The following is a 24,127-nucleotide window of genomic DNA, read 5'->3' as shown; positions in this document are numbered from 1 at the left end:
GTTCTCGGTCTCGACATCAGCGGTCACGGTTGGAGACACGTCTGTTCCTTCCAGAAGTCGGCTAGTCCGGCGCGGACGGCAAGGACGTCGTCCGTCGTCCCCATCAGTTCGAAGCGGTAGAGGTACGGGACCTTGCATTTACGCGAGACAACGTCTCCTGCGTAGCCGAACTCGGCCCCGAAGTTGGTGTTGCCCGCGGCGATGACGCCGCGAATCAACAGCCGGTTGTGTTCATTGTTCAAGAATGCGATCACCTGCTTGGGGACGTATCCCCCGCGATCGGGATCGGGGCCGTTGGCGTGCCCACCACCGTAAGTCGGCAGTATCAGCACGTAGGGATCGTCAACGACGATCCGCTCCCGCAATGGGATGCGGATGGCCGGCAGATCCAGCTTCTGGACAAATCGGTGGGTGTTCTCGGACACGCTGGAGAAGTAGACGAGATTGGCGCGTGCCGTCAGGTCGTTCCCGGCCATGCCACTCCCCCTTTCCAGCTGGTGCGTCTCTCCTGATCCAGTGGTCAGGCAGAGACGGCGGCGACGCCAGCGAGGGTCTTGATGCGGTCCGGGCGGAAACCCGACCAGTGATCATTGCCGGCGACCACAACGGGAGCCTGCAGGTACCCCAGGGCCATCACGTAGTCACGGGCGTCGGAGTCCAGGGTGATGTCGACGATCTTGTACTCGACACCTTGCTTGTCGAGGGCCTTGTAGGTGGCGTTGCACTGCACACAGGCGGGCTTGGTGTATACGGTGACGCTCATTGGCGATCGACTCCCTCTTTGTTCTTGCGGACTGGCCTCAGCGAAACTGACGCAAATCTGATTCAGATGTGGCTCGCTACTGTTCAGCAGCTCGTCAAAGCCCGGTATTCCAGGTGCCTGCCGACTCAGGTGGACCGGCGGTTCCGACACGGAACGGGTCCGATCCTGATTCCCCGCAGGCCTCCGGAGGTTGGACTCCCTCGGCCCGCCAAACACTACACCTAGTGGCCCCCAATCAGAAGTGATACAAGATGTTCTGAACAACATTCATGGAATTCCCTGGTGGCAAGCCCCGCACCGGCGCGTCCTCAGCGTGTCGTCGGCTGGCCGTCGGCGACCGTGTCCCATATCTACCAGCACCTACCGACAAGTAGGCCGCGTCCCGAATCGGGCCCTTATCACAGCAAAGCCGTCGACAGGTCGCACCCGACCCGTCGACGGCTCTGTGCCGCGCAGTGACCTCAGCCGACCTCGGCGACCAGCTTTCCGACGACATCACCGATCTTCTCGACAACCTCGGCACTCTCCCGCGGGTGCTTGCCGTCCAGCGAGGCGGCCGGGATCGACAGGCCGATCGACTCCACGACCCGCAGCCCCGCGATGCCCACAGACTTGCGCGTCTCGTCGTGAGCCCACACGCCGCCGTACTGCCCCAGAGCCGCCCCGATGACGGCAACCGGCTTGCCGTTGAGCGCACCGTTGCCGTACGGACGGGACAGCCAATCGATGGCGTTCTTCAGCACACCGGGGATGCTGCCGTTGTACTCGGGAGTCACGATGAGCGTGGCGTCCACGTCAGCGGCCGCCGCCCGCAGCGCCGCGACCGGCTCCGGCGCCGGCTCGACGTCGAGGTCCTCGTTGTAGAAGGGCAGGTCTCCCAGCCGATCGAACAAGCTCAACCGGACATCTTCCGGGGGGTTGGCGATGGCGACCTCCGCCAGCTGGCGGTTGATCGACTCCGCCCGCAGGCTGCCGACCAGCACCAACACCTTGACGGCTTCACCGCGGGCTTGCACCCCGGTCTCAGACACTGCCTCCGACACGACGCCTTCCTTCCCTCACGTTTGGACGATTCTCACAGATTCTAACCGGACCCAGGTCCGATTAATTCCGGCTGAGTTAAAGTGCCCTGATGAGCGCCCTGGACTTCCCCGGCCCCCTGCCGGTGACAGACGCACCACAGGAGCGTGGCGACGCCGCCAGGAACCGACTACTGCTGCTCGAGGCGGCACGACGGTTGATCGCCGAACGCGGCGCCGAAGCCGTCACGATGGACGAGATCGCCGCTGCCGCCGGTGTGGGCAAGGGAACCGTCTTCCGTCGCTTCGGGAGTCGCGCCGGCCTGATGATGGTGCTGCTCGACGAAGACGAACGGATCAGCCAGCAGGCCTTCTTGTTCGGCCCGCCGCCGCTGGGACCCGACGCTCCACCACTGGTGCGCCTGCTCGCATTCGGCCGAATGCGCATCCGGTTCGCCCACGATCACCACGCGCTGCTCTCCGACGTCGGCCGCGATCCCGGCAGCCGCTACAACGCTCCGGCCATGGTGTTGCACCGGCATGTTCGGGTGTTGCTGGAACAGGCCCACACCACCGGCGATCTCGACGCACAGGCCGACGCACTGATCGCGTTGTTGCAAGCCGATCATGTCGAACACCAGATCACCGATCTGGGCAAGACCGTCGAGCAACTCGGCGACGCCTGGGAGAGCTTGGCGCGCAAACTATGTGGGCACTGACGGGTCAGCTGTTGTAGAGCGTCTTGACGCTGTCGTGCAACTTTTTGGGCAGTGGCGGCGCTTCGTACTTGGCGGTGACGATCTCGATGTAACAGCCACGCTCGCCTTCCCCGGCGATCCTGAGCGCTTCGTCGAGTTCTCCGAGGGTGCTCACCTGCGGGGTATACCAGTCGTTGCAGCCCAGCGCGTGTGGCAGTTCCGAGTAGTTCCACTGCGCCAGATCGTTGTACTCGATATCGGGATCCTTGCAGAGCAGTCGCTCGATGAGATAGCCGTTGTTGTTCAGCACAAAGATGACCGGCTTGAGGCCGTGGCGGCCGAACTGGCTGATTTCCTGTGCCGTCAACTGATGCGATCCTTCTCCGGTGACCAGCACCAGGCGGCGGTCCTTGGCGGCAAGCGCCGCGCCGGAGGTGTCACCGACGATGGATACCGTGTGAGTCATGTTGCAGACCATTTCGGTTCGTGGATACCGGTCCTTGCGAGATGTGGTGCTGCCGGTCGGTCGCTTGACAGTGGTCACCGGCGCCAACGGAACCGGTAAGTCCTCGCTGTACCGTGCGCTGCGACTTCTCGCGGACTGCGGCCGCGGTGAGGTGGTCGGTTCGCTGGCCAGAGAGGGCGGTCTCCAGTCCGCGCTGTGGGCGGGTCCGGAGCAGTTGTCCGGCTCACGCCGCACCGGCCGGGTCGAGGGCACCCTTCGGACCAGATCCATCTCTCTCGAAATGGGCTATGCGACAGATGACTTCGGCTATCTGGTGGATCTGGGACTACCACAGATGGCAGGGATCGAATCGGTGTTCGGCCGCGACCCAGAGATCAAGAGGGAGTTGATCTTTGTCGGTCCGGTACCGCGGGCCAATGCGACGCTGGTGCGCCGCGCGGGGCCACTGGCCGAGGCGCGCGCGCAGCCGGGCCCGGCCCATCGCGACGGTTACGACCGGCTCACCCGCGGTCTGCCCACCTATCGGAGTGTGCTGTCCGAATTTGCCCACCCCGGTGAGCTGCCCGAACTGTCCGAGGTGCGGAATCGGCTACGGTCCTGGCGTTTTTACGACGGCTTCCGGGTGGATGCCGGCGCCCCGGCCCGCCGCCCACAGGTGGGCACCCGCACCCCGGTGCTCGCCGACGACGGCAGCGATCTGGCAGCGGCCATCCAGACGATTCTCGAGGCCGGGTCCGGCGCCTTTTCCGACGAACTGCGGGCGACGTTCGCCGACGCATTCGACGGAGCCGAGATATCGGTTGTCGTGACCGAAGGCCTCTTTGATCTGGCGGTGCGGCAGCCGGGTATGTTGCGGGCGCTGCGCGCCGCCGAACTCTCCGACGGCACACTGCGATTCCTGCTCTGGGCGGCGGCACTGTTGAGCGTGCAGCCCCCGTCGCTGATGGTCCTCAACGAACCCGAGACATCGTTGCATCCAGATCTGGTGGAGCCGCTGGCCCGGCTGATCCGGTCGGCATCGCGGGTCACCCAGGTGGTTGTGGTCACGCACTCGGCGGCGCTGCTGGCGTTTCTCGATACCGAGGACACCCAGCGCATCGAGCTCTACAAGGACTGCGGCGAGACCCAGGTGGTGGGCCAGACCCTGCTCACTGCTCCTCCGTGGGACTGGGGTTCGCGTTGAGCGGCGGCGCGGTGGCGGGTTTGAGTACCCTGGTGAACAGCACGTTGACCTGCCGCATCGCCACACTGTACGGCCACCACGCGACCCGTTTGAACAGGTAGAGGGCCCGGATGTCGAGCGATGTGTAGATCAGGAAACGGTTCTTGTCGACACCACGGAGGATCCGCTCGGCGACATGCTCGGGCGCGACGGCGTGTCCGGTGAACCGGTCCACCCAGGGCGCCACCTTGGGGTGCTCACGATCGACGCCCGCGATCTCGACCGACTGCACCAGTGGTGTCTTGACCGCGCCGGGTACCACCACCGACACCCCGATGCGGTATTTGGCGAGGTCGAACCGCAGCACCTCCGAGAGCCCCCGCAGCCCGTATTTGCTGGCGCTGTAGGCGGCATGCCACGGCAGGGCGACCAGCCCGGCCGCCGAGGACACATTGACCAGGTGCCCGCCGCGCCGGGCTGCCACCATCGGCGGTACAAACGTCTCGATGACGTGGATGGGGCCCATCAGGTTGACGTCGATCATGGTTCGCCACTGCTGGTGGGTGAGCCGGTCGACGGTGCCCCACGCAGAGACGCCGGCGATGTTGAACACCACGTCCATCGCGGGATGTTCGGCATGGATGTCGGCGGCGAAGGCCGCCACCGCGTCGTAGTCGGAGATGTCCAGGACCCGATGTGCCCGCACCGTCGCCCCGAGCGCCCGGGCATCGGCAACGGTGCGCTCCAGCCCTTCGCTGTCACAGTCGGTGAGGAACAGTTCGGCGCCGTCGCGCGCCAGCCGCAGTGCGGTTGCCCGCCCGATACCGCTGGCCGCTCCTGTGAGGAAACAGCGCCTACCCGCGAACGTTCCAGCCATGGCCGCGACTGTACCGATCGGCGTGGATCAGTCGGGCGTACCGCCCCAGAACCCGTGCAGCCACAGTTGCTCGAGCACTGCAACACCTCGCTGCATGTCGCCGTCGGAGCCCAGGAAGGTGGCATCCCCGGAGAGCATCCACGCTGTTGTCGCGCCCAGGGTCCGGACCAGCATCGGGATGTCGTCGCTGAGTGGATGGGCGGTTCCGGCCGCCACTTCGGCTTCGATGTTGATGACGATCTGGTTGATGACAGTGTCGATCTGCGCGTCCAGGAGCTTGCGGATCTCGGCGTCGGCGTTACGGGCGAGGTTGCAGGCCGCCATCACGGGATCGTTGTGGGAGAACACCACGACCGCACTGCCGACCATTCGTTTGGCAAACGACGCCGGTGACTCGTCTTCGCCGCGGGCGGCGAAGAAGTGGGTGAGTTCCTCGAGTTCCTGGGTGGCTTCCGCCAGGATCTGCGCCAGCACGGCGTACTTGGTGTCGAAGTAGAAGTAGAAGCCCGACCGTGCCACACCGGCCCGGTCGCTGATCGCGCTCACCGACAGGTCGGCAAATGGTACTTCCTCGAGCAGCTCGCGAACGGCGCCGACGATGGCTTGTCGTTGGCGGTCGCCGCGCCGCCGCGGCACCGAGTCTGCTGATTCCGGCTTCGGAGGATGGCTCACGCTGACAACCTTGCACCACGCCCCGACAGGAATGAAACTTGACAGGCGTCAAGTTCGGCAGTGAGACTGCTAGAAGTGGCTCACACCACACGCTCTTTGTCAGCCGACCGACAGCCGCACGCAGCCTGCGCCGAGGAGTGCCCATGCCCGCCACCATCAGCAATACCGACTACCTCATCGATCAGGCCAAGCGCCGCCTCACTCCGACACTGAACACCATGCCGGGGCTGGGCCTGGTCGAGAAGCGGCTGCGACAACATGACTTCAAACAGTTTGTCCTGGCCGAGCCGCCACCGGGCAGCGATCTGCGACCGGTGATGGGCGACTCAGGGGTACCCATCCTCGGACACATGATCGAGACGTTCCGGTCAGGTCCCGAATACCTGCTCGAGGTGTACAAGAAGTTCGGGCCGCTGCACTACTCGCACTCCCCTGCCCTGCCCAGCGTTGTCGCACTTGGCCCCGACGCCACCCAAGCGGTCTTCTCGAACAAGAACAAGGACTTCTCTCAGAAGGGCTGGCACCCGGTCATCGGCCCCTTCTTCAACCGGGGCCTCATGCTGCTCGACTTCGAAGAGCACATGTTTCACCGCCGCATCATGCAAGAGGCGTTCACTCGTACCCGGCTGTCGGGATATGTCGAGCACATCGACCGTGTCGCCACTCAGGTGATCGCCGACGACTGGGCGGAGAACGACCCCCGGTTCCTGTTCTATCCGGCGGTCAAAGAACTCACCCTCGACATCGCCTCGGTGGTGTTCATGGGTCATGAACCCGGCAGCGACAAGGAACTGGTCACCAAGGTCAACGACGCTTTCACGATGACCACCCGGGCCGGCGGCGCGATCATCCGCACCGGCGTGCCACCCTTCAAATGGTGGCGCGGCCTGCAGGCCCGCAAGGTCCTCGACCAGTATTTCGAGGAACGCGTCAAGGAACGCCGCAACGCCGGCGGCACCGACATGCTGACGGTGCTCTGCCACACCGCCGACGAGGACGGCAACACGTTCACCGATCAAGACATCGTCAACCACATGATCTTCCTGATGATGGCCGCCCATGACACCTCGACCTCCACATTGACCACCATGGCGTATCACCTTGCCGCCAACCAGGATTGGCAGGACCGGTGCCGTGACGAGTGTGACCGCCTCGGTGACGGACCCTTGGACATCGAGGCCCTGGAGAAGCTCGAGACCCTCGACCTGGTGATCAACGAGTCGTTGCGGATGGTGACCCCACTTCCTTTCAATGTCCGCTCGACGGTGCGCGACACCGAGCTGTTGGGCCATTTCATCCCGGCCGACACCAGCATCCTGCTGTGGCCGTCGGTCAATCATCATCTGCCCGAATTGTGGACAGAGCCCGAGAAATTCGACCCGGACCGGTTCACCGAGCCCCGCAACGAACACAAACAGCACCGGTACGCCTTTGCGCCGTTCGGCGGTGGCGCCCACAAGTGCATCGGGATGGTGTTCGGCCAGCTGGAGATCAAGACCGTCATGCATCGGCTACTGCGCCGGTACCGACTGGAGCCGCCCCGCCCGGGATACCGGGCACGGCTGGACTACGGCGGCATGCCAGTGCCCATGGACGGCATGCCAATCGTGTTGCGGCCGTTGCGTTGACAGCCAAGGCGCAAACCCGCTGACTACTCCGGCCCGGCCAGCGCGTTGGCGCAGGCGATGACAGCCCGCAGTGCGGCGTGAGTGTTGTCCTCAGCCCAGGCCATCGCCCATTCGTCTCCCACGCCGGCGGTGCCGCGGATGAACGTCACGGTGTCACGACCCATCTGCAGCTGATGAAAGTCGAGCACCTCCAACGCGATTCCCAACTCGTAGAGCATCGCGGTCAGCGCGGCGATGGGCCCGGTCGCCGACACACAGATCGTCTCGGTCCGGCCACCGACGGTCAGCGTCGCCTGGTAGTGGCGCGCCTGGGCGCCCAGGCCTCTCGAGGACCCGCGGCCGTCGGTGCATTGCCAGTCCTGCAGTTGCACCGGCCCGGCGCGGTGTCCGTAAGTGGCCAGAAAACGGTCCCACGAGAGGTGTCCGGCCTTTTCCCGCAGGCCACGCGGCAATGGCGCGTGGCAGAGCCGGTCCAATGAGGTGGACGACGGGTGCGACGAGAACGAAAGAAAGGAGGTCATGTGCCGGTCTTCTCGAATTGATGGAGGCGACCGACTGGTAGTAGCTGACAATCCGACCCACAGCGGGGGGTCGGCCTGGATCAGACCCCGCTGCGGGAAGCTACTACGAGAATGAGATGCACGGACGTGACCTTAGTCCGTGGCCACCACACCGTGCAAGCCTCTTTTTGAACCGGCCACGCGCAGCGCCAGAGTTGATATGTCCGTGCATGTTCAACGACCGGTGTGACCCGCCGCCGCACCTGTCGGGCACGGATTCAAGGAACACTGAAACTGTGATTGACATCACAGTAGTTCTGGAGTAGACCCAGAATCAGCGCCGCGCAAGTGGGCCGATGGTCGACTCCGGCGGCGTCAGGGGCGCAGCCCGCCCCGGAAAGCTGCAGCATGTCCACAGAAGCAGCAATCAAAGCTGAACAGACGTTGATCCACGTGCTCTGGATCAATGCTGGTTTGAGTTGCGACGGTGATTCGGTGGCGTTGACGGCAGCCACCCAGCCGACGGTCGAAGAGATCGCCCTCGGCGCCTTGCCGGGACTCCCCCAAATCGCCATGCACTGGCCACTGATCGATTTCGAATGCGGCCCCAGCGCCGGCGCCGACGACTTCCTCGAATGGTTCTTCAAAGCAGACCGGGGTGAGCTCGAACCGTTTGTGCTGGTCGTCGAAGGGTCGATCCCCAACGAAAGCCTTCACACCGAGGGTTACTGGTGCGGCTTCGGCAATGACCCCGCAACCGGTCAGCCGATCACAACCAGCGAATGGCTGGATCGCCTGACGCCCAAAGCGACCGCTGTTGTCGCGGCGGGTACCTGCGCCGCCTACGGCGGCATCCACGCCATGGCCGGCAACCCGACCGGCGCCATGGGTGTCCCCGACTACCTCGGTTGGGAATGGAAAAGCAAGGCCGGTATCCCGATCGTCTGTGTGCCGGGTTGCCCCACCCATCCGGACAATCTCTCCGAGACCTTGACCTATCTGCTGTACATGGCAACCGGCCAAGCGCCGATGATTCCGCTGGACAACGCGTTACGCCCCACCTGGCTGTTCGGCAGCACCGTGCACGAGGGGTGTGACCGGGCCGGCTATTACGAGCAGGGAGATTTTGCGACCGAATACGGCTCGCCGAAATGCATCGTCAAGCTCGGGTGCTGGGGACCTGTCGTGAAATGCAATGTACCCAAAAGGGGTTGGATCAACGGTGTCGGCGGGTGCCCGAATGTAGGTGGCATCTGCATCGGGTGCACCATGCCCGGTTTTCCCGATATGTTCATGCCCTTCATGGACGAACCGCCCGGCGGCAAGCTGTCCACCACCGCATCCGGGCTGTATGGATCGATGATCCGCGGCCTGCGCAGCATCACCGGCCGCACCGTCGACAAGGAGCCCGGCTGGCGTCACCCGGGTGATGAGCTGCTCACCGGTGCCCGGCGCACCTGGTGAGTTCCCGACACAGAATGCGAAGATCCATGACAACGATCACTCCGAAAACATCCCAGAAAGACACCGAGCCAGGACAACTCGTCGACATGTCGTGGGATCCCATCACACGCATTGTCGGGAGCCTCGGTATCTACACCAAGATCGACTTCGACAACAAGCAAGTAGCCGAGTGCCACAGCACATCATCGATCTTCCGCGGCTACTCGATCTTCATGAAAGGCAAAGACCCCCGCGACGCCCACTTCATCACCAGCCGGATCTGCGGCATCTGCGGCGACAATCACGCCACCTGCTCCTGCTACACCCAGAACATGGCCTACGGCGTCAAACCCCCACACCTGGGCGAGTGGCTGGTCAATCTCGGCGAGGCCGCCGAATACATGTTCGACCACAACATCTTTCAGGAGAACCTGGTCGGGGTGGACTACTGCGAGAAGATGGTCTCCGAAACCAACCCCGGTGTTCTGGCCAAGGCCGAGAACACCACCGCGCCGCAGTCCGACGCACATGGCTACCGCACCATCGCCGACATCATGCGGGCACTCAATCCGTTCACCGGAGAGTTCTATCGGGAGGCCCTGCACGTCAGTCGCTACACCCGGGAGATGTTCTGCCTGATGGAGGGCAGGCACGTTCACCCCTCCACGTTGTATCCCGGCGGCATCGGCACCGTGGCCACTGTTCAGCTGATGACCGACTACATGACCCGGCTGATGCGCTACATCGAGTTCATCAAGAAGGTCGTGCCGATGCACGACGACTTGTTCGACTTCTTCTACGAAGCCCTGCCCGGCTACGACAAGGTGGGGCTGCGCCGCACTCTGCTCGGCTGCTGGGGATCCTTCCAGAACCCGGAGGAGTGCAACTTCGCCTACCGAGACATGAACCGCTGGGGTGACGCCATGTTTGTCACCCCCGGCATCGTGGTGGACGGAAAACTCCTCACCCATTCGCTGGTGGACATCAACCTGGGTATCCGAATCCTCTTGGGCAGTTCCTATTACGACGACTGGACCGATCAGGAGATGTTCGTCAACACCGACCCACTGGGCAATCCGGTGGATCGTCGTCATCCGTGGAACCAGCACACCAACCCCCGCCCGCAGAAACGCGACATGGACGACAAGTACAGCTGGGTGATGTCACCGCGATGGTTCGACGGTAAGGAACACCTGGCGCTCGACACCGGCGGTGGCCCCCTGGCCCGGCTGTGGTCGACCGCGCTCGCCGGACTTGTCGACATCGGCTACGTGAAATCCACCGGTCACAGCGTCCAGATCAATCTGCCGAAGACCGCGTTGCGGGGTCCCGTCGAATTCGAGTGGAACATACCGCAATACGGCAGCAACACGCTGGAACGCAACCGGGCCCGCACCTACTTCCAGGCATATGCGGCCGCGGCGGCGCTGCACTTCGCCGAGCAGGCCCTGGTGGAGATCCGGGCCGGCCGCACCAAGACGTGGGAGCCCTTCGAGGTGCCCGACGAGGGTATCGGTTGCGGTTTCACCGAGGCGGTCCGTGGTGTGCTCAGCCACCACATGGTGATCCGCGACGGCAAGATCGCCAACTACCACCCGTATCCGCCGACACCGTGGAATGCCAACCCCCGCGACAGCTACGGGACACCAGGCCCTTACGAGGACGCGGTGACGGGCAGCCCGATCTTCGAGGAGAACAACCGGGAGAACTTCAAGGGCATCGACATCATGCGGACCGTCCGCAGTTTCGATCCGTGTCTGCCGTGCGGCGTGCACATGTATCTCGGTGACGGGAAGACGTTGCAGCGACTGCACTCCCCCACTCAGACGGCCACCGGGGAATGACCGACGACGGTCGGTGGCGCGGGGCGGGTGAGCGGATTCAGCAGCTGCTGGACGCGGTGAGCTCACCCGCGGTGACCGGCGCCGCGGCACGGGATCGCGCCGAGCAGCTCGTCGCCGAGGTCGCGGGCCTTTACGGTGCCGCGCTGCAGCGCATCGTCGCACTCAGTGACGACACCACCATTGCCCGATACGCCGCCGACGATCTGGTCGCCAGTGTCCTGCTGGTACACGGACTGCATCCAGATGATGTCGGTCGCCGGGCGGCCGACGCCCTCGACAGGGTCCGCCCCTACCTCGGTTCCCACGGCGGCGATATCGAGTTGATCGAGGTCACCGACGAGGGTGTGGTCCGGCTCCGGTTCGCCGGCAGCTGCCGGAGCTGCCCGTCATCGGCGGTGACGTTGCAGCTCGCCGTCGAGGATGCCCTCCGCGCGGCAGCACCGGAGGTCACCGAGATCGAGCTGGTCGCAGAGCCGGCTGTGGACGGGGTGCTGCCGACGATCCCCGCGGATTCACTGTTCGAGCCGGTACGGTCCCGCGGGACCACAGCGTGGCATCCGGTGCCGACCATCGCCGCGCTGGCATCCGGAGAGGTCGGCGGTTTCGACGTCGACGGCGTAGCTGTGCTGGCGTGCCGGGTCGAGGACACCTTCCTCGCCTACCGGGATCACTGTCCCTGTTGCGGCGACACCCTGGCGGGGGCGGTGCTGCACCGCGGGCTCGGCGCATCGGATCCGGTGTTGCGCTGTCCTCGCTGTCGCACCCCCTTTGATGTGGTCCATGCCGGGCTGGGATGTGACGGCGCCGATGTCAGCCTGGAACCGGTACCGATGCTGGTTCGTGACGGCGTGCTGTGTCTGGCGGTGCCGGCCCGGAGGACGGAGTTTTCGGTATGACGGCTGCTGATTCGAGTCCGTATGCGGTGCTCTCCCGCATCACCGGTAGGCAGCTACCGGCGGTGGCGACCGAACGCTGCGAGATGTGCTCGGAACAGCTCGCGGACGCGCACCAGCACGTGGTGAACATCCAAGGCCGACAACTGATGTGCGTGTGCCGTGGCTGCTATCTGTTGTTCACCGACAGCGGCGCCGAACTGCGGTACCGGGCAGTGCCGGAGCGGTATCTGGCATTTCCCGGTTTCGGGGCGGACACCGCGCTGTGGACGGCCCTGGAGATCCCGGTGAAGCTGGCGTTCTTCTTCCGGAACTCGGCGATGGATCGTCTGGTGGCGTTCTACCCGGGTCCCGGCGGTGCCACCGAATCCGCGACCGACCTCGAGGCGTGGGCAGATATCGCCGGTGCTGATCCCAGGGTCGAACTGATCGACGATGACACCGAGGCGCTGCTGGCCCGCTCGACCGAGGCGGGTACGCAGTGCTTTCTGGTTCCGATCGACCGCTGCTACGAGTTGGTCGGCGGAATGCGCCGGCGCTGGCGGGGTTTCGACGGCGGATCCGAAGTGGCGACGTTCGTGGATGCCTTCTTCGAACGCATCGCCGGGCGTGCCGATGACGTTCCGAGATGAGCACCGTGTCGTTCGGTGTGCTCGACATCGCCCCGGAACCGTACGCGGTCACCCCGGTACTGGCGGCTCGGATCGGGGTGTCCAGCAGCACCGACGCACCGGTGCACGCGATCGCGCTGCGCGCACAGGTGCGCATCGAGCCGGCCCGTCGCACCTACTCCGATGACGAAGCGGCCGGACTGCTGGACCTGTTCGGCCCCCGGCAACGCTGGTCGGATACGCAGCGGAGTTTCCTGTGGATGCACACCTCGACGATGGTGCCGGGGTTCACCGGTGCCACCCAGGTGACCCTTCCGCTGGAATGCACCTACGACTTCGATGTGGCGGCGGCGAAATACCTGCACGCCCTTCGTGACTACGCGGTTCCGCTGCAGTTCCTGTTCAGCGGAACGATTTTTGTCAGCGGTACCGGTGGGTTCGCGGTACAGCAGGTTTCCTGGGATCGCGACGACCGCTACGACCTCCCGGTGCAGGTGTGGCGCGACCTGATGTCTCGCCACTATCCGGATCGCGGGTGGGTACGTCTGGGGCACGACACCATGTCGGCTCTGGCGTCCTTCAGGTCGAGTCGGGGTCTGCTGGACCTCGACTCCGCCGTTCACGTGTTGCTCGACCAGTCGGGAGGAGACCCGCCATGACCGGCGAGCCGGACGAGGTACGCGATGTCGCCGACGCGGTGCTGTATGAGGGCTACCTGCTCTATCCGTACCGGGCAACCGCGAGCAAGAACCAATCTCGCTGGCAGTTCGGGGTATTGAGCCCCCCAGGGGCGGCCGACGCCGGGCTCGGCGAGGACTATCTGTTGTCCTCGCAGATCCCGGTGTGTGGGGCCGAAGACCTCCAGTTGACGGTCCGTTTTCTTCAGCTTCAACATCGCAGCACCGAACGGGTCACCGCCGGTGGTCACCACGAACCGGTTGAGCGACTCGACACTCCGGGCGGCTCCTGGGTGACCTGGGATGAGGCGGTCGAGGTCGAACAGTCGTTCACGGTGGTCGATCTCGGAGTTCCGGTTTTCCTTCCGGTGGCCGCCGCCGCGCACACCGAGATCGAAGTACTCGACGGCGGCCGGCTGGTGCGGGACCGCGGCGAGGTGCTCGGCAGCCTCGATGTCGAGGTCCAATCCGTCGGCCCGGCGGATCTCGTCACGATCACCGTGCGCAACTGTGGCCCGCCGGCGCTGAACAAAGAGGACTCGATGGCCCGTTCCATGATCGGAACACACGTCATCGCGCACACCGAATCCGGTAGTTTTGTGTCGTTGCTCGAACCGCCGCCGCACTTGCAGGCCACGGTGGACCGCTGTCGTCAGCACCGGTGTTTTCCCGTCCTGGCCGGTGCCCAGGGGTCCACCCACACGATGCTGGTGTCGCCGATCATTCTCTACGACTATCCCGAGATTGCGCAGCAGAGCCGAACGGCGCTGTTCGATTCCACCGAGATCGACGAGATCCTCACCTTGCGGGTGATGGCGATGACCGACGAGGAGAAGGCGCAGGCCCGCGCCACCGACCCGTTGGCCGCCCGGGTCATCGACCGGTGCGACGGGATCTCGGCCGAAGCCATGCTGGGGCTGCACGGTGTGTGTCGGGACCCGCGGTCGATCGATCCGCCGGCGGCGTCGGTCCGGGTGGCCGGCGTCACCGTCTCGGCCGGTAGCCGGGTCCGGCTGCGGCCGTCACGCAGAGCCGACGCCCAGGACATGTTTGTCGCCGGGAAGACGGCCCGAGTCGCTTCGGTGCTCGAGGACCTCGACGGGGACATCCACGTGGCGGTGGTCCTCGACGACGACCCCGCCGCGGATCTGCACGACTGGTACGGGCGCTACCTGTACTTCTCACCCGAGGAGATCGAACCTCTTTCAGAAAGGAGCCCGACATGGACGTGATCGGCCGGATTGCGACGGTCGTCTTCGTCGGCGTGCTGGTGACCGGCGTGGTGATCGGTGTGCGGTCCATCCCGGATATCAAGCGGTACATGAAGATGCGGCACATGTGAGCGGTGGCATCCTGGTAGCCGGAATCGGCAACATCTTTCTCGGCGACGACGGCTTCGGCTGCGAGGTGATCCGGCGTATCCAGGACCGCCCCCGGGGCGGTGACGGCGTGCGGGTCATCGACTACGGGATCCGCGGGATGCATCTTGCCTACGACCTGCTCGACGGCTGTGACGCTCTGGTACTCGTCGACGCGCTTCCCGATCGTGGCACCCCGGGCGAGCTACGAGTTTTCGAGGCAGATCGTGAAAGCCTCTCGGCCACTGGAGGTATCGATGTCCACAGCATGGATCCCGGCGCGATGATGGCAACACTGAGCGCCCTCGGCGGTACGCCCCCGCGCACGGTTGTGGTGGGCTGCCAGGCCGGCGTTCTCACCGAGGGAATCGGGCTGTCACCTCCGGTCGAAGCGGCTGTTCCCCGGGCGGTCGAGGCCGTGGCGTCGGTGGTGGCGATGTTGCGCGACGATGCTCCGGCTGCGGAGCAGAGCTGATGTGCCTCGGCATCCCGGGCCGGGTCGTCAAGATGGTCGATGGCTACCACCGGCAACTTGCCCTCGTCGACGTCGCGGGACAACACCGCACGGTGAACGTGGGCATGTTGCCGGAGGAGACCTTCGCCCCCGGGGACTGGGTGATCATCCACATGGGTTTTGTTGTGGAGAAGACCGATGAGGCCGGTGCCCGGGAAGCACTGGCAGGGCTGGAGCTGATGCGATCGGGCGCCGAATGGCCGGACGCACCGGAGCCGCCGTGAGGCCAACCCTGTTCTCCTGTTACGCCTTTCCCCCCAACGAGCTGGGATACTGTGGTCCCCCCGACGCGTCGCTGCTGCTGCACGCCGAGACCCACTCCCAGGTGCATCGTCACGCCAGGGAATTCTCCGGAGCGTGGCCCTATCTGGAGGAAATCGCTGCCGCGGCACAGCTGCGTCCACTGGACCCCGAGGTGGTGCGCAGCTACTGGGTGGGCGGGCCATTGCTCGATCGAGTCGACGGTGGCCGGCTGTTGAGCAGGGTGCGCCAGGAAATGGCACGACAACCGACCGGCTGTCTGGACCTTCTTGATGGTGGAGAAGAAGTGCTGGCGCACCACAGTTTTCACGTCATGGTGGTCTATCCATGGGTCCGGTTCCTCGATTCGGGTCCCGAGACGCCGCTGCGCGTGCTGCAGTCCTGCCGGATCCGGTGGGGAGTGACCACCTCGGTCGACGACGAGCTCGCGGTGATCAACTCGACTCCGCTGCTTTTCGACGGCCGGCGCCTGTACCTGGGCCCGGCCCGGCCCGAAACCGTCCGGTGGAACCGGGCCGGCACAACGCTGGTACCGCGACCGGAGGTCGGGCAGACGGTGTCGGCGCACTGGGATTGGGTGTGCGGGACCCTCGACGCGCCCCAGTTGGAGTCCCTGGCCACTGCCACCGAGACGACGATCGCGCTTGTCAACAGGGTGCGCGCTCGACGGTGATGCTCAGCGCACCACCGCGGTGTGCGGCGCTCTGGGCGACCCGAGCAGGTTGCGGTGCGACGGCGGCCGGCGGCCACCGTCGTCGGTGATGCCGTACCGCGCCGCCAGTTCGGCGCCGATGACGGTCTGGCCACTGAGCTCTGCCAGTTCCGGGTCCTGATACAGCGCGTTGACCAGATGCCCGGTGAATTCCGGGGTTTCGGCATGTTCGGCGGTTTTGGCCAGCGCCTCGGGATTGCCGTCGAAGGCGCTGCGCATCTTCTCGGTGAGCAGGATGCCCATCCAGATGGACACCGCTGCCACCCCGGTGCCGCGGAAGTCGACGGCCATATCGGCCGCCAGCTTGTCCAGACCCGCCTTTTGGGCCCCATAGGCCGGACTGTGCATATAGCAGACCGATCCCGGTGACGAGGTGAACACGATCAGGCCACGTCCCCGCGCCACCAGCATCGGGGCGGCGTGCCAGGCCGCGACGTAGCTCGACCGCAACCCGACATCGAGAACATCGGCCAGCTCGAGCGGTTTCTGCCAGAACGGCGCCGGACGGGTCAGCTCGGGGTGAACGGCGGCGGCGTTGTTGACCAGCAGATCGAGTCCGCCGGCGTCACTGCGTATCCGGTCGAACAGTCGCGCCACCGATGTGTCGTCGGCGTGATCCACCCGCACCGGGATACCTTCGCCGCCGGCGGCGGACACCTGCTGGGCCGCCGCTTCGATGGTGGTGCGACGCCCTGAGGCGGCATCTGATCTGCCGGTGACGTAAACCTGCCATCCGGCAGCTCCCAGCGCCACCGCGATGCCGCGGCCCGCTCCCCGACTGGCTCCGGTGACAACAGCAACCTTGGGTTCGGCCATTGCAATCAGTCCAGCAATCTTCGTGCGACGTTGGTGCTCACCAGGTCCAGCAGTTCGTCGGCACGGCCGGCGAGAATGGTCCGGATCGCATACAGCGAGAATCCCTTGGCCTGCTCGATGGTGATCGCCGGCGGTATGGACAGTTCCTGGCGCGCTGTCACGACGTCCACCACCGCCGGGCCGTCGTGGGCGAATGCGTCACGCAGCGCTCCGTCGAGGTCCCCGGGTTGCTCCACCCGGCGACCGAACATGCCCATGGCCTGCGCCACCATGGCAAAGTTCGGGTTCTGCAGCTCGGTACCGTAGTTGACGATCCCGGCGGCTTTCATCTCCAGTTCGACGAAGTTGAGCGACGAGTTGTTGAACACCACGAGTTTGACCGGTAATCGGTTCTGCTGCAGCGTGATCAGCTCACCGAACAGCATCGCCAGCCCACCGTCGCCGGCGAAGGCCACCACCTGCCGCCCGCGATCGACGGTCTGGGCGCCGAGGGCCAGCGGCAGCGCACAGGCCATGGTGCCGTGATTGAAGGAGCCGAGCAGGCGCCGCCGCCCGTTCATCTGCAGGTAGCGCGCCGCCCACACCACCGGCGAGCCGACGTCCACCGTGAACACCGCATCCTCGCTGGCCAACAAACTCGCTTGGGCGGCAACATATTCCGGACGGATCGGCGCCTTGTCCCGATCATTGACCGCCAAAGCGTCCATCGATTTGCGGGTTCTGCGGTAGTGGTTCACACAACGTTGCAGATGGGAGCTGTCGACGTTGCGTTCCAGCCTGGTCTGCAGCGCTGCCACGGTATCGGCGACGGTGCCCACCAACCCGAGATCGACGGGAGTGCGACGGCCGATGTTGCGCCCGCGGACATCGACCTGGATGACGGTGGCATTTTCGGGATAGAACTGCTGGTAGGGAAAGTCGGTGCCCAACATCAGCAGGACGTCGGCCTCTTTGATCGCCTTGTAGCCAGAGGCGAACCCGAGCAGGCCCGTCATCCCCACGTCGTAGGGATTGTTGTACTCGATGTATTCCTTGCCACGCAGCGCATGCACGATCGGGGCCTGCAGGGTGGCCGCGAGTTCGACGACGGCATCGTGGCTTCCGGCCACCCCGGCTCCGGCCAGAATGGTGATGTTGTTGGCGCCGTTGAGTATCGATGCCGCCCGGGCGAGTGTGTTGTCATCGGGCCGCATCACCGACGACGACGGCAGCACCGGGGCGTTCCACGGCGACGGATCGGCCTTGGCGGAGAGCACCTCACCGGGGACGACGATTACGGCAACACCGTTCTCCTCGACGGCGGCCCGCATCGCCATCGACAGAATGCGGGGCAACATCTCCGGAGTGCTGACCAGTTCGCAGTAGACACTGCATTCTTTGAACAGTTCTTGCGGGTGGGTCTCCTGGAAATACTCCGAGCCGATCTCACTGCGCGGGATGTGTGCCGCGATCGCCAGAACCGGCACGCGGCTGCGCTGGGCGTCGAACAGCCCGTTGATCAGGTGCAGATTGCCCGGCCCGCAACTGCCGGCGCAGACCGCCAGCCGACCCGTCAGTGCGGCGTCGGCAGCGGCGGCGAAGGCGGCGGCCTCCTCGTGGCGGACATGCTCCCACGTGACATCCGGAACCCGGCGAATCGCGTCGGTGAGACCGTTGAGGCTGTCCCCCGGTAGGCCGTACACCCGCCGCAGTCCGCTGCGGTGCAGCGTGGAAATGACATGGTCGGCAACGGTGGCCATCACGGAGCTCCTCACCTCGGTCCCGGTCGCGATCAGCCTAACGACGACTCACCGGCGGGGCCTTGTTTGGGAGCAAATCCAGGTGGCGCGCTTTCGGCGGGCGGCGCGGGTAGCGTGGCTGCATGGCTGCTCCCGCGCCCGGCTCGCGGATGGTGATCGGTATCGCAGCCGCCGCCGTCGCCCTCGGCGTCACCCAACTGGCCGCAGTACCCTTCGGCGCGACGGCCGACGCCCGCACGGCAGTCGGGTCCGCCGTCATCGACCTCACACCGGGGCCGGTCAAAGAGTGGGCGATCCAGACCTTCGGAACGTCCGACAAACTCTTCCTGTCGGCGGCGGTACTGGCCACGATCGTGATCCTGGCGGCCGTCTCCGCGGTGGCCGAAGCTCCCCGACGGCCGATCGGCAGCATCATCATCGGGCTCGGCGGGCTCCTCGGGTGCGCTGCGGTGTTGTCCCGCGAGGGCGCAACCACCTTCGACGTGCTGCCCACGCTGCTGGGGACGGCCTGCGGTATCGCAGTGTTGCGAGTGCTGACCTCCGGGCGGATCACCGACGGGCAGCGCCGGCCTGGCCAACCACCCGACGCCGACCCGGGCCGACGATTGTCGCTGGTCGCCCTCGGGTTACTCGGCGCCGGTGTGCTTTCCGGTGTGATCGGCGCCATCGCCATGCGGCGGGTGTATTCGGTGTCCGAGGACCGCGCGGCATTCACCGTCCCCAGGCCGCGGGTGCCCGCTCCCCCGATTCCGGCGCAGGTGCAGCCCACCGGTGTCGAGCTGCCCAGCTTCGTCACCGACAACGACAACTTCTACCGGATCGACACCGCGCTGAGTGTGCCGCAGCTGGCCCGCGGGGACTGGCACCTGCGGATTCACGGTTTGGTGGATCGTGAGGTCACCTTCAACTTCGACGATCTCACCGAGTTCGAGCTGGTCGAGAAGGTGGTCACGCTGACATGTGTGTCCAATCCCGTTGGTGGTGACCTGATCTCGAATGCCGTCTGGACCGGCTACCGGGTCCGGGATCTGCTGGCTCGGGCGGGAGTCCACAGCGATGCCGATATGGTGCTGTCGACGTCATCGGATGGTTTCACCGCGGGCACGCCGGTTGAGGCACTGACCGACTCCCGGGACGCCCTGCTGGCGATCACGATGAACGGTGAACCGCTTCCGGCGCGCCATGGCTATCCGGCCCGCCTGGTGGTGCCGGGGCTCTACGGCTATGTGTCGGCGACAAAGTGGGTGGTCGACCTGGAGCTCACCCGGTTCGACCGGGCGCAGGCCTATTGGACAAAACTGGGCTGGGCCCCGCGCGGCCCGATCAAAACCGAGTCGCGGATCGACGTCCCGCGCAGTGGACAGCAGGTACCGCCGGGTGACGTCATCTTCGGCGGTGTGGCCTGGGCGCAGAATCGGGGGGTACGGGCGGTCGAGGTTCGCATCGACGGCCCGGGCGGCCCAGGCATCTGGCAGCCCGCTGAGCTGGGCACCGCCTATTCCGGTGAGACGTGGCGGTTGTGGAGCCTGCCGTGGCGGGCCACCACCGAAGGTCTCTACACCATCTCGGTGCGGGCCACCGATGGTTTCGGCGATGTGCAGACCGAGGAGTTGGCCGGAGTGCTACCCGACGGTGCGACGGGGTGGCATCAGGTCGATTTTGCGGTGCGCTGATCCGGCTGCGGCGGTCGCACCCGAACGGCATATACCGCCAGTCTGACCCGGTTGTCACAGCCGGACTTGGCCATCAGGTTGACGATGTGTTTCTTCACGGTGGTGACCCCCAGATGGAGACGCTCGGCGATCTCATGGTTGCCGTATCCCTCACTGACCAGGGCCAGGACATCGTGTTCGCGCGGTGTCAGATCGATCGCCTCGGTGGCGCCGACTGCCGGCGGGGCGGTGGACACAGCGCGGTCGACCACCCGGCGCAACAGCTCGGGAGACAACAGCACGTCGCCGTCGATGACGCGGCGAATGGCGATCAGGAGGTCATCGGGCTCGATGTCTTTGACCAGGTAGCCGCAGGCGCCGGCGGCCAGCGCAGGAAACAGATGTTCGTCGTCGTCGAAAGTGGTGAGTACCAGGATCTTCGCCGCGGGTCGGGCCGTCACGATCTGGGCGGTGGCCGTGGCGCCGTCCATGCCGGGCATCCGCAGGTCCATCAAGACCAGGTCGGGCCGATGTTCGGCAGCCAGTCGCACCGCTTCGACGCCGTCGGCGGCCTCTGCAACCACGGTGAGATCCGGTGTGGACTCCAGCAGCATTCGAAGGCCGGCCCGTATCAATCGCTGATCGTCTGCCAACAACACCGTCGCTGTCATGACCGACCTCCCGAAAGTGCTTTCACGCAAGGAAGTTCGGCTTCAACCTGCCAGCCGTCAGCGGTGGGGCCGGCCGCGAGCGTGCCTCCGGCCAGCTGCGCACGCTCCTGCATACCGACGATGCCGTATCCGCCCGATCCCGTTCTGGGCTGACCCCCGCTGCGGACCCGCAACCTCACCACCGAGTCCGCTTTCTCCACGACGACCTTCTCCACCCCCACCTTCTCGACGACGACGTGCACCCCTGCGGCCCGGTCGGCGTGCTTCATGACGTTGGTCAACGACTCCTGCAGCAGGCGTAGCAGAGTCAACCGGCCGATCGCATCGAGTCCGTCGAGGTCGGTGTCGATGTGGGTGTCGACCTCAAAACCGGCGGAGCGTAACCGAGCCACGGCCGCCTGGATCTCCGTGACCACCGCGGCGGGCTCCACCAGTGCGACCTCGTCGAAGTCTGGGTCGCGCAGCACCGACAACAATCCTCTGATGTCGGCGAGCGCACTGGCCGCGGTGCTGTGCACATCCTCGAACACCGCGGCCACGCGAGGGTCATCGCTGATGCCGGTGCGCTGGGCGACCTTGACCCGCAACATGATCGACGCGATGTGGTGCGCCACCAGATCGTGCAGTTCACGGGCCAGCGCGGCCCGCTCGTCGGCGCGTGCCCGGGTCTGGGCCTCCGCAGCCCGCTGACGCAGGCTCACCGTCAACTCCCGCTGCCCACGCAGGAACAGACCGAGCAGCAGCGGCAGACCCACATAGGCACTGGCCTGCACCAGCACCGCCGGCTGCCAGAAAGTGGCGGCATGACCGCCCCAGTGCCCCACCACGACCGCGATCGCCCAGCATCCCGTCGCCACCACCGTGGCCACCCGACCACCCCGCACGATCGCTTCCACGAGGGCGATCGCCCCCAGGAACGCCACCAGGCCCGATGGCCCCCAGGCCGGGATCAGGAACATCGGCAGTGCCAGCGCCGAGGTCGCCACCGACACCGGCAGCGGCCAACGACCTGCGACCAACAACAGCGCAGAGGTGGCCAACGCCAGCGCCCAGTAGCTGCCCGGCACCCGGTACTCGCCCGGGAACGTACTGGCCAGAAGCAGTATCGGCGTCAGCAACAGCGGCAGGAAACGCGCCAACGTGGACAGGTCTGGCCGCGAGCGCATGCCGAACACCGTACCCACGCCGCCGGCCGGCCGGTCGAGACCTTTGGGCTAGCACAGAGTCGACGGCTGCACAAGACCCTCGAGGGCCGTTCCGGACGGGCGGGTGCGGCTTCTGGGATGGGGTGCGCGGCTCGGCCGCTGACGAGGCTGGACGGAGCCACTTGTACAAGGAGCCCACGTGATCTCAAGACGCCGTGCACTCATGGCGGCCGCCGCCCTGCCCCTGGCGTTGTCCGCCGCGGGATGTCTGCGCAACCAACCCGATCCGGCGACCGGAACGGCCCGTCCGCTGCCCATTCCGCCGCTGGACACCGGCCGAGTGGGCGCCGATGGGGTGCGCCGCTTCGCGCTTCGCGCCCAACCGGGCACCTCCGAGATACTCAGTGGGGTCAACACCCCCACGTGGGGGTACAACGGCTCGATCCTCGGGCCGACGTTGCGGGCCCGCAGCGGGGAGGCCGTGGCGTTCGACATCACCAACAACCTGCCCGAGGTCACCACGGTGCACTGGCATGGCATGCGGGTTCCCGCGCGGTGCGACGGCGGCCCCCACCAGAGCATCGATCCAGGTGGCAGCTGGGCACCGGAGTGGACGGTCGATCAGGACGCCGCCACCCTCTGGTATCACCCGCATCCGCACGGTGCCACCGAAAAGCACGTCTACCGGGGACTGTCCGGGTTCTTCCTGGTCGACGACGACGTCTCCGACGCTCTCGGCCTGCCCCGTCACTACGGCGTCGACGACATTCCGCTCGCCATCCAGGATCGCCGGTTCACCTCCGAGGGCGCCCTCGACGAAACCGATGACAGCAAGTACGGGCTGCTCGGCGACACCATCATCACCAACGGTATCGCCGACGCCTACCTTCCGGTGCGGACCGAACGGATCCGCCTGCGCATTCTCAACGGCAGCTCGAGCCGTCTGTTCAACCTGGCCCGCTCCGACGACGCTGCCTTCGACCTCATCGCGACCGACGGCGGCCTGCTGGAAAAACCCATCTCGCTCAACAGAATTCAACTCAGTCCGGGCGAGCGTGCCGAAATCGTGCTCGAGCTGCGGCCGGCTCAGACGGTCACGTTGCGGTCCCTGCCCATCGAACCCCGGGCCGGGTTGTCCGATCCGGCGTCATTCGGGTTCGACGACACCTTCGACATCCTCACGCTGCGCGCCGAAGCGACGCTCACCGCGTCACCGGCGCTGCCCGGCGCCCTCGCCTCCATCCCGCCGCTGGTCGACGCCGCCACCCCGGCCGGCCGGTCCTTCGAACTGCAGTGGTACATGATCAACGGCCAACGAATGGACATGAACCGCATCGACCTGGAGATTCCCGTTGACAGCACCGAGGTCTGGGAAATCCGCAATGCCGACAACTGGCCGCACAACTTCCACATCCACGACGTGCGATTCCAGGTGGTCAGCATCGACGGCGAGGCGCCACCGCCTGCCCTGTCCGGGTGGAAGGACACCATCTACACCGAACCCGGACGCACCTACCACGTCAGCATGCGCTTTTCCGGCGAGGCCGATCCGACCTATCCCTACATGTATCACTGCCATCTGCTGCGTCACGAAGATCAGGGCATGATGGGTCAGTTCCTCGTCCTGGCCCCCGGCCAGGAGCCGACTCCGATGGTGATGCCGATGCCGATGTCGGATCCGGCCGGTGGCGGCCATTCCGGACACGGCGGCTGAGACCAACCCGGGTGTCGGTGGGTCGTGCCACCCTGGAGACGTGCTGCTCATCGACGTCGCCACCGCCTCGGCCGATATCGGGGCGGCGGCGGCGCGGCTGGCCAAGATCGCCCGCATCGCAGCGCTGTTGGGCCAGGTCGGAGCCGACGGTGCACCGGCCGCCATCGTGGTGGCGTGGCTGTCCGGCGACTTGCCGCAACGGCAGATCGGGGTGGGCTGGGCGGCGCTGCAAACGCTGCCGGAGCCGGCGGCGGCAGCCACGCTGACGGTGACCGACGTCGACGCCCGGTTC

At 65.8% G+C, this 24,127-nt stretch carries 26 protein-coding genes and 1 pseudogene; 16 read left to right on the top strand and 11 right to left on the bottom strand.

The genetic code is table 11. The features are described 5' to 3' along the window. Positions 1-23 precede the first annotated feature (23 nt). The 3 genes from nrdI to WBB07_RS22255 form a co-directional block, all read right to left on the bottom strand. Positions 24-476, bottom strand: coding sequence for a class Ib ribonucleoside-diphosphate reductase assembly flavoprotein NrdI (gene nrdI / locus WBB07_RS22265; protein WP_526310624.1), 453 nt, complete (start codon positions 474-476; stop codon positions 24-26). A gap of 44 nt (positions 477-520) precedes the next feature. Next, positions 521-763 carry a redoxin NrdH gene (locus WBB07_RS22260; RefSeq protein ID WP_526310622.1) on the bottom strand — a complete coding sequence of 81 codons (243 nt, stop codon included), beginning with the start codon at positions 761-763 and terminating at the stop codon, positions 521-523. Positions 764-1,224: 461 nt separating this feature from the next. After that, entirely contained in the window at positions 1,225-1,806 is a 582-nt protein-coding gene (locus WBB07_RS22255) for an NADPH-dependent FMN reductase (RefSeq protein ID WP_526310620.1), read from the bottom strand. A gap of 89 nt (positions 1,807-1,895) precedes the next feature. On the opposite strand from WBB07_RS22255, the gene WBB07_RS22250 reads away from it, so the two are divergent. After that, the gene (locus tag WBB07_RS22250; RefSeq protein WP_526310618.1) at positions 1,896-2,501 is read left to right on the top strand and encodes a TetR/AcrR family transcriptional regulator; all 606 of its coding nucleotides are present in this window, start codon (positions 1,896-1,898) and stop codon (positions 2,499-2,501) included. 4 nt (positions 2,502-2,505) lie between these two features. Here WBB07_RS22250 and WBB07_RS22245 read toward each other — a convergent pair whose 3' ends face one another. Then, the gene (locus tag WBB07_RS22245; protein WP_526310616.1) at positions 2,506-2,946 is read right to left on the bottom strand and encodes a thiamine pyrophosphate-dependent enzyme; all 441 of its coding nucleotides are present in this window, start codon (positions 2,944-2,946) and stop codon (positions 2,506-2,508) included. On the opposite strand from WBB07_RS22245, the gene WBB07_RS22240 reads away from it, so the two are divergent. After that, complete coding sequence (locus WBB07_RS22240) at positions 2,945-4,129, top strand: AAA family ATPase (RefSeq protein ID WP_526310614.1); 1,185 nt, start codon at positions 2,945-2,947, stop codon at positions 4,127-4,129. The two genes, WBB07_RS22245 and WBB07_RS22240, sit on opposite strands and share 2 nt — an antisense overlap. Here the strand turns inward: WBB07_RS22240 and WBB07_RS22235 are convergent. Next, positions 4,095-4,985, bottom strand: coding sequence for an SDR family oxidoreductase (locus WBB07_RS22235; RefSeq protein WP_526310612.1), 891 nt, complete (start codon positions 4,983-4,985; stop codon positions 4,095-4,097). The two genes, WBB07_RS22240 and WBB07_RS22235, sit on opposite strands and share 35 nt — an antisense overlap. A 27-nt stretch (positions 4,986-5,012) precedes the next feature. After that, entirely contained in the window at positions 5,013-5,657 is a 645-nt protein-coding gene (locus WBB07_RS22230; RefSeq protein WP_526310610.1) for a TetR/AcrR family transcriptional regulator, read from the bottom strand. Between the two features lie 143 nt (positions 5,658-5,800). On the opposite strand from WBB07_RS22230, the gene WBB07_RS22225 reads away from it, so the two are divergent. Further along, positions 5,801-7,285: a cytochrome P450 gene (locus tag WBB07_RS22225; RefSeq protein ID WP_526310608.1), complete on the top strand. Its 1,485-nt coding sequence runs from the start codon at positions 5,801-5,803 to the stop codon at positions 7,283-7,285. 23 nt (positions 7,286-7,308) lie between these two features. On the opposite strand, the gene WBB07_RS22220 is transcribed toward WBB07_RS22225, so the two are convergent. Next, a complete protein-coding gene (locus WBB07_RS22220) occupies positions 7,309-7,806 on the bottom strand; it encodes a homocitrate synthase (protein WP_526310606.1) in 498 nt (165 codons plus the stop codon). A gap of 387 nt (positions 7,807-8,193) precedes the next feature. On the opposite strand from WBB07_RS22220, the gene WBB07_RS22215 reads away from it, so the two are divergent. From WBB07_RS22215 to WBB07_RS22170, 10 genes are read left to right on the top strand one after another with little or no spacing between them, the layout of a single operon-like run. After that, a complete protein-coding gene (locus tag WBB07_RS22215) occupies positions 8,194-9,249 on the top strand; it encodes an NADH-quinone oxidoreductase subunit B family protein (RefSeq protein WP_526310604.1) in 1,056 nt (351 codons plus the stop codon). Between the two features lie 26 nt (positions 9,250-9,275). Then, positions 9,276-11,072, top strand: coding sequence for a nickel-dependent hydrogenase large subunit (locus WBB07_RS22210; protein ID WP_526310602.1), 1,797 nt, complete (start codon positions 9,276-9,278; stop codon positions 11,070-11,072). Then, positions 11,069-11,968, top strand: coding sequence for a NifU family protein (locus WBB07_RS22205; protein ID WP_526310600.1), 900 nt, complete (start codon positions 11,069-11,071; stop codon positions 11,966-11,968). The genes WBB07_RS22210 and WBB07_RS22205 overlap by 4 nt, the downstream gene beginning before the upstream one ends. Next, a complete protein-coding gene (locus WBB07_RS22200) occupies positions 11,965-12,597 on the top strand; it encodes a DUF5947 family protein (RefSeq protein ID WP_526310598.1) in 633 nt (210 codons plus the stop codon). Before WBB07_RS22205 ends, WBB07_RS22200 begins: the two co-directional genes overlap by 4 nt. Then, complete coding sequence (locus WBB07_RS22195) at positions 12,594-13,235, top strand: DUF6084 family protein (protein WP_526310596.1); 642 nt, start codon at positions 12,594-12,596, stop codon at positions 13,233-13,235. The genes WBB07_RS22200 and WBB07_RS22195 overlap by 4 nt, the downstream gene beginning before the upstream one ends. Next, the gene (locus WBB07_RS22190; RefSeq protein ID WP_526310594.1) at positions 13,232-14,485 is read left to right on the top strand and encodes a hypothetical protein; all 1,254 of its coding nucleotides are present in this window, start codon (positions 13,232-13,234) and stop codon (positions 14,483-14,485) included. Before WBB07_RS22195 ends, WBB07_RS22190 begins: the two co-directional genes overlap by 4 nt. Continuing rightward, entirely contained in the window at positions 14,476-14,595 is a 120-nt protein-coding gene (locus tag WBB07_RS22185) for a DUF6893 family small protein (RefSeq protein WP_526310592.1), read from the top strand. The genes WBB07_RS22190 and WBB07_RS22185 overlap by 10 nt, the downstream gene beginning before the upstream one ends. Next, entirely contained in the window at positions 14,592-15,086 is a 495-nt protein-coding gene (locus WBB07_RS22180; protein WP_526310590.1) for a hydrogenase maturation protease, read from the top strand. The genes WBB07_RS22185 and WBB07_RS22180 overlap by 4 nt, the downstream gene beginning before the upstream one ends. After that, a complete protein-coding gene (locus WBB07_RS22175; protein ID WP_526310588.1) occupies positions 15,086-15,349 on the top strand; it encodes a HypC/HybG/HupF family hydrogenase formation chaperone in 264 nt (87 codons plus the stop codon). Before WBB07_RS22180 ends, WBB07_RS22175 begins: the two co-directional genes overlap by 1 nt. Next, positions 15,346-16,059: a DUF6390 family protein gene (locus WBB07_RS22170; RefSeq protein ID WP_526310586.1), complete on the top strand. Its 714-nt coding sequence runs from the start codon at positions 15,346-15,348 to the stop codon at positions 16,057-16,059. The genes WBB07_RS22175 and WBB07_RS22170 overlap by 4 nt, the downstream gene beginning before the upstream one ends. A 3-nt stretch (positions 16,060-16,062) precedes the next feature. Here the strand turns inward: WBB07_RS22170 and WBB07_RS22165 are convergent, their stop codons facing one another. After that, positions 16,063-16,914: an SDR family NAD(P)-dependent oxidoreductase gene (locus WBB07_RS22165; protein WP_526310584.1), complete on the bottom strand. Its 852-nt coding sequence runs from the start codon at positions 16,912-16,914 to the stop codon at positions 16,063-16,065. A gap of 5 nt (positions 16,915-16,919) precedes the next feature. Continuing rightward, positions 16,920-18,653, bottom strand: a complete 1,734-nt coding sequence (gene poxB / locus WBB07_RS22160; RefSeq protein WP_526310582.1) for a ubiquinone-dependent pyruvate dehydrogenase — start codon at positions 18,651-18,653, stop codon at positions 16,920-16,922. A 122-nt stretch (positions 18,654-18,775) separates the two neighbouring features. On the opposite strand from poxB, the gene WBB07_RS22155 reads away from it, so the two are divergent. Further along, positions 18,776-20,326 carry a molybdopterin-dependent oxidoreductase gene (locus WBB07_RS22155; protein ID WP_526310580.1) on the top strand — a complete coding sequence of 517 codons (1,551 nt, stop codon included), beginning with the start codon at positions 18,776-18,778 and terminating at the stop codon, positions 20,324-20,326. Here the strand turns inward: WBB07_RS22155 and WBB07_RS22150 are convergent. Both WBB07_RS22150 and WBB07_RS22145 read right to left on the bottom strand, forming a co-directional pair. Next, positions 20,302-20,976: a response regulator gene (locus tag WBB07_RS22150; protein WP_526310578.1), complete on the bottom strand. Its 675-nt coding sequence runs from the start codon at positions 20,974-20,976 to the stop codon at positions 20,302-20,304. The genes WBB07_RS22155 and WBB07_RS22150 overlap by 25 nt on opposite strands. Continuing rightward, positions 20,973-22,142, bottom strand: a complete 1,170-nt coding sequence (locus WBB07_RS22145) for a sensor histidine kinase (protein ID WP_526310576.1) — start codon at positions 22,140-22,142, stop codon at positions 20,973-20,975. The genes WBB07_RS22150 and WBB07_RS22145 overlap by 4 nt, the downstream gene beginning before the upstream one ends. Positions 22,143-22,344: 202 nt before the next feature. Here WBB07_RS22145 and WBB07_RS22140 point away from each other — a divergent pair, with 202 nt between their 5' ends. Together WBB07_RS22140 and WBB07_RS22135 are read left to right on the top strand one after the other, a co-directional pair. Continuing rightward, the gene (locus tag WBB07_RS22140; protein WP_526310665.1) at positions 22,345-23,835 is read left to right on the top strand and encodes a multicopper oxidase family protein; all 1,491 of its coding nucleotides are present in this window, start codon (positions 22,345-22,347) and stop codon (positions 23,833-23,835) included. 40 nt (positions 23,836-23,875) lie between these two features. After that, positions 23,876-24,127, top strand: a pseudogene (locus tag WBB07_RS22135) (ATP-dependent DNA ligase); the annotation flags it as partial.

This window comes from Mycobacterium sp. (assembly GCF_049647605.1).
Lineage (GTDB): Bacteria > Actinomycetota > Actinomycetes > Mycobacteriales > Mycobacteriaceae > Mycobacterium.
Note: the sequence above shows the minus strand (reverse complement) of the source record. Positions and strands in the feature narration are given on the sequence as shown.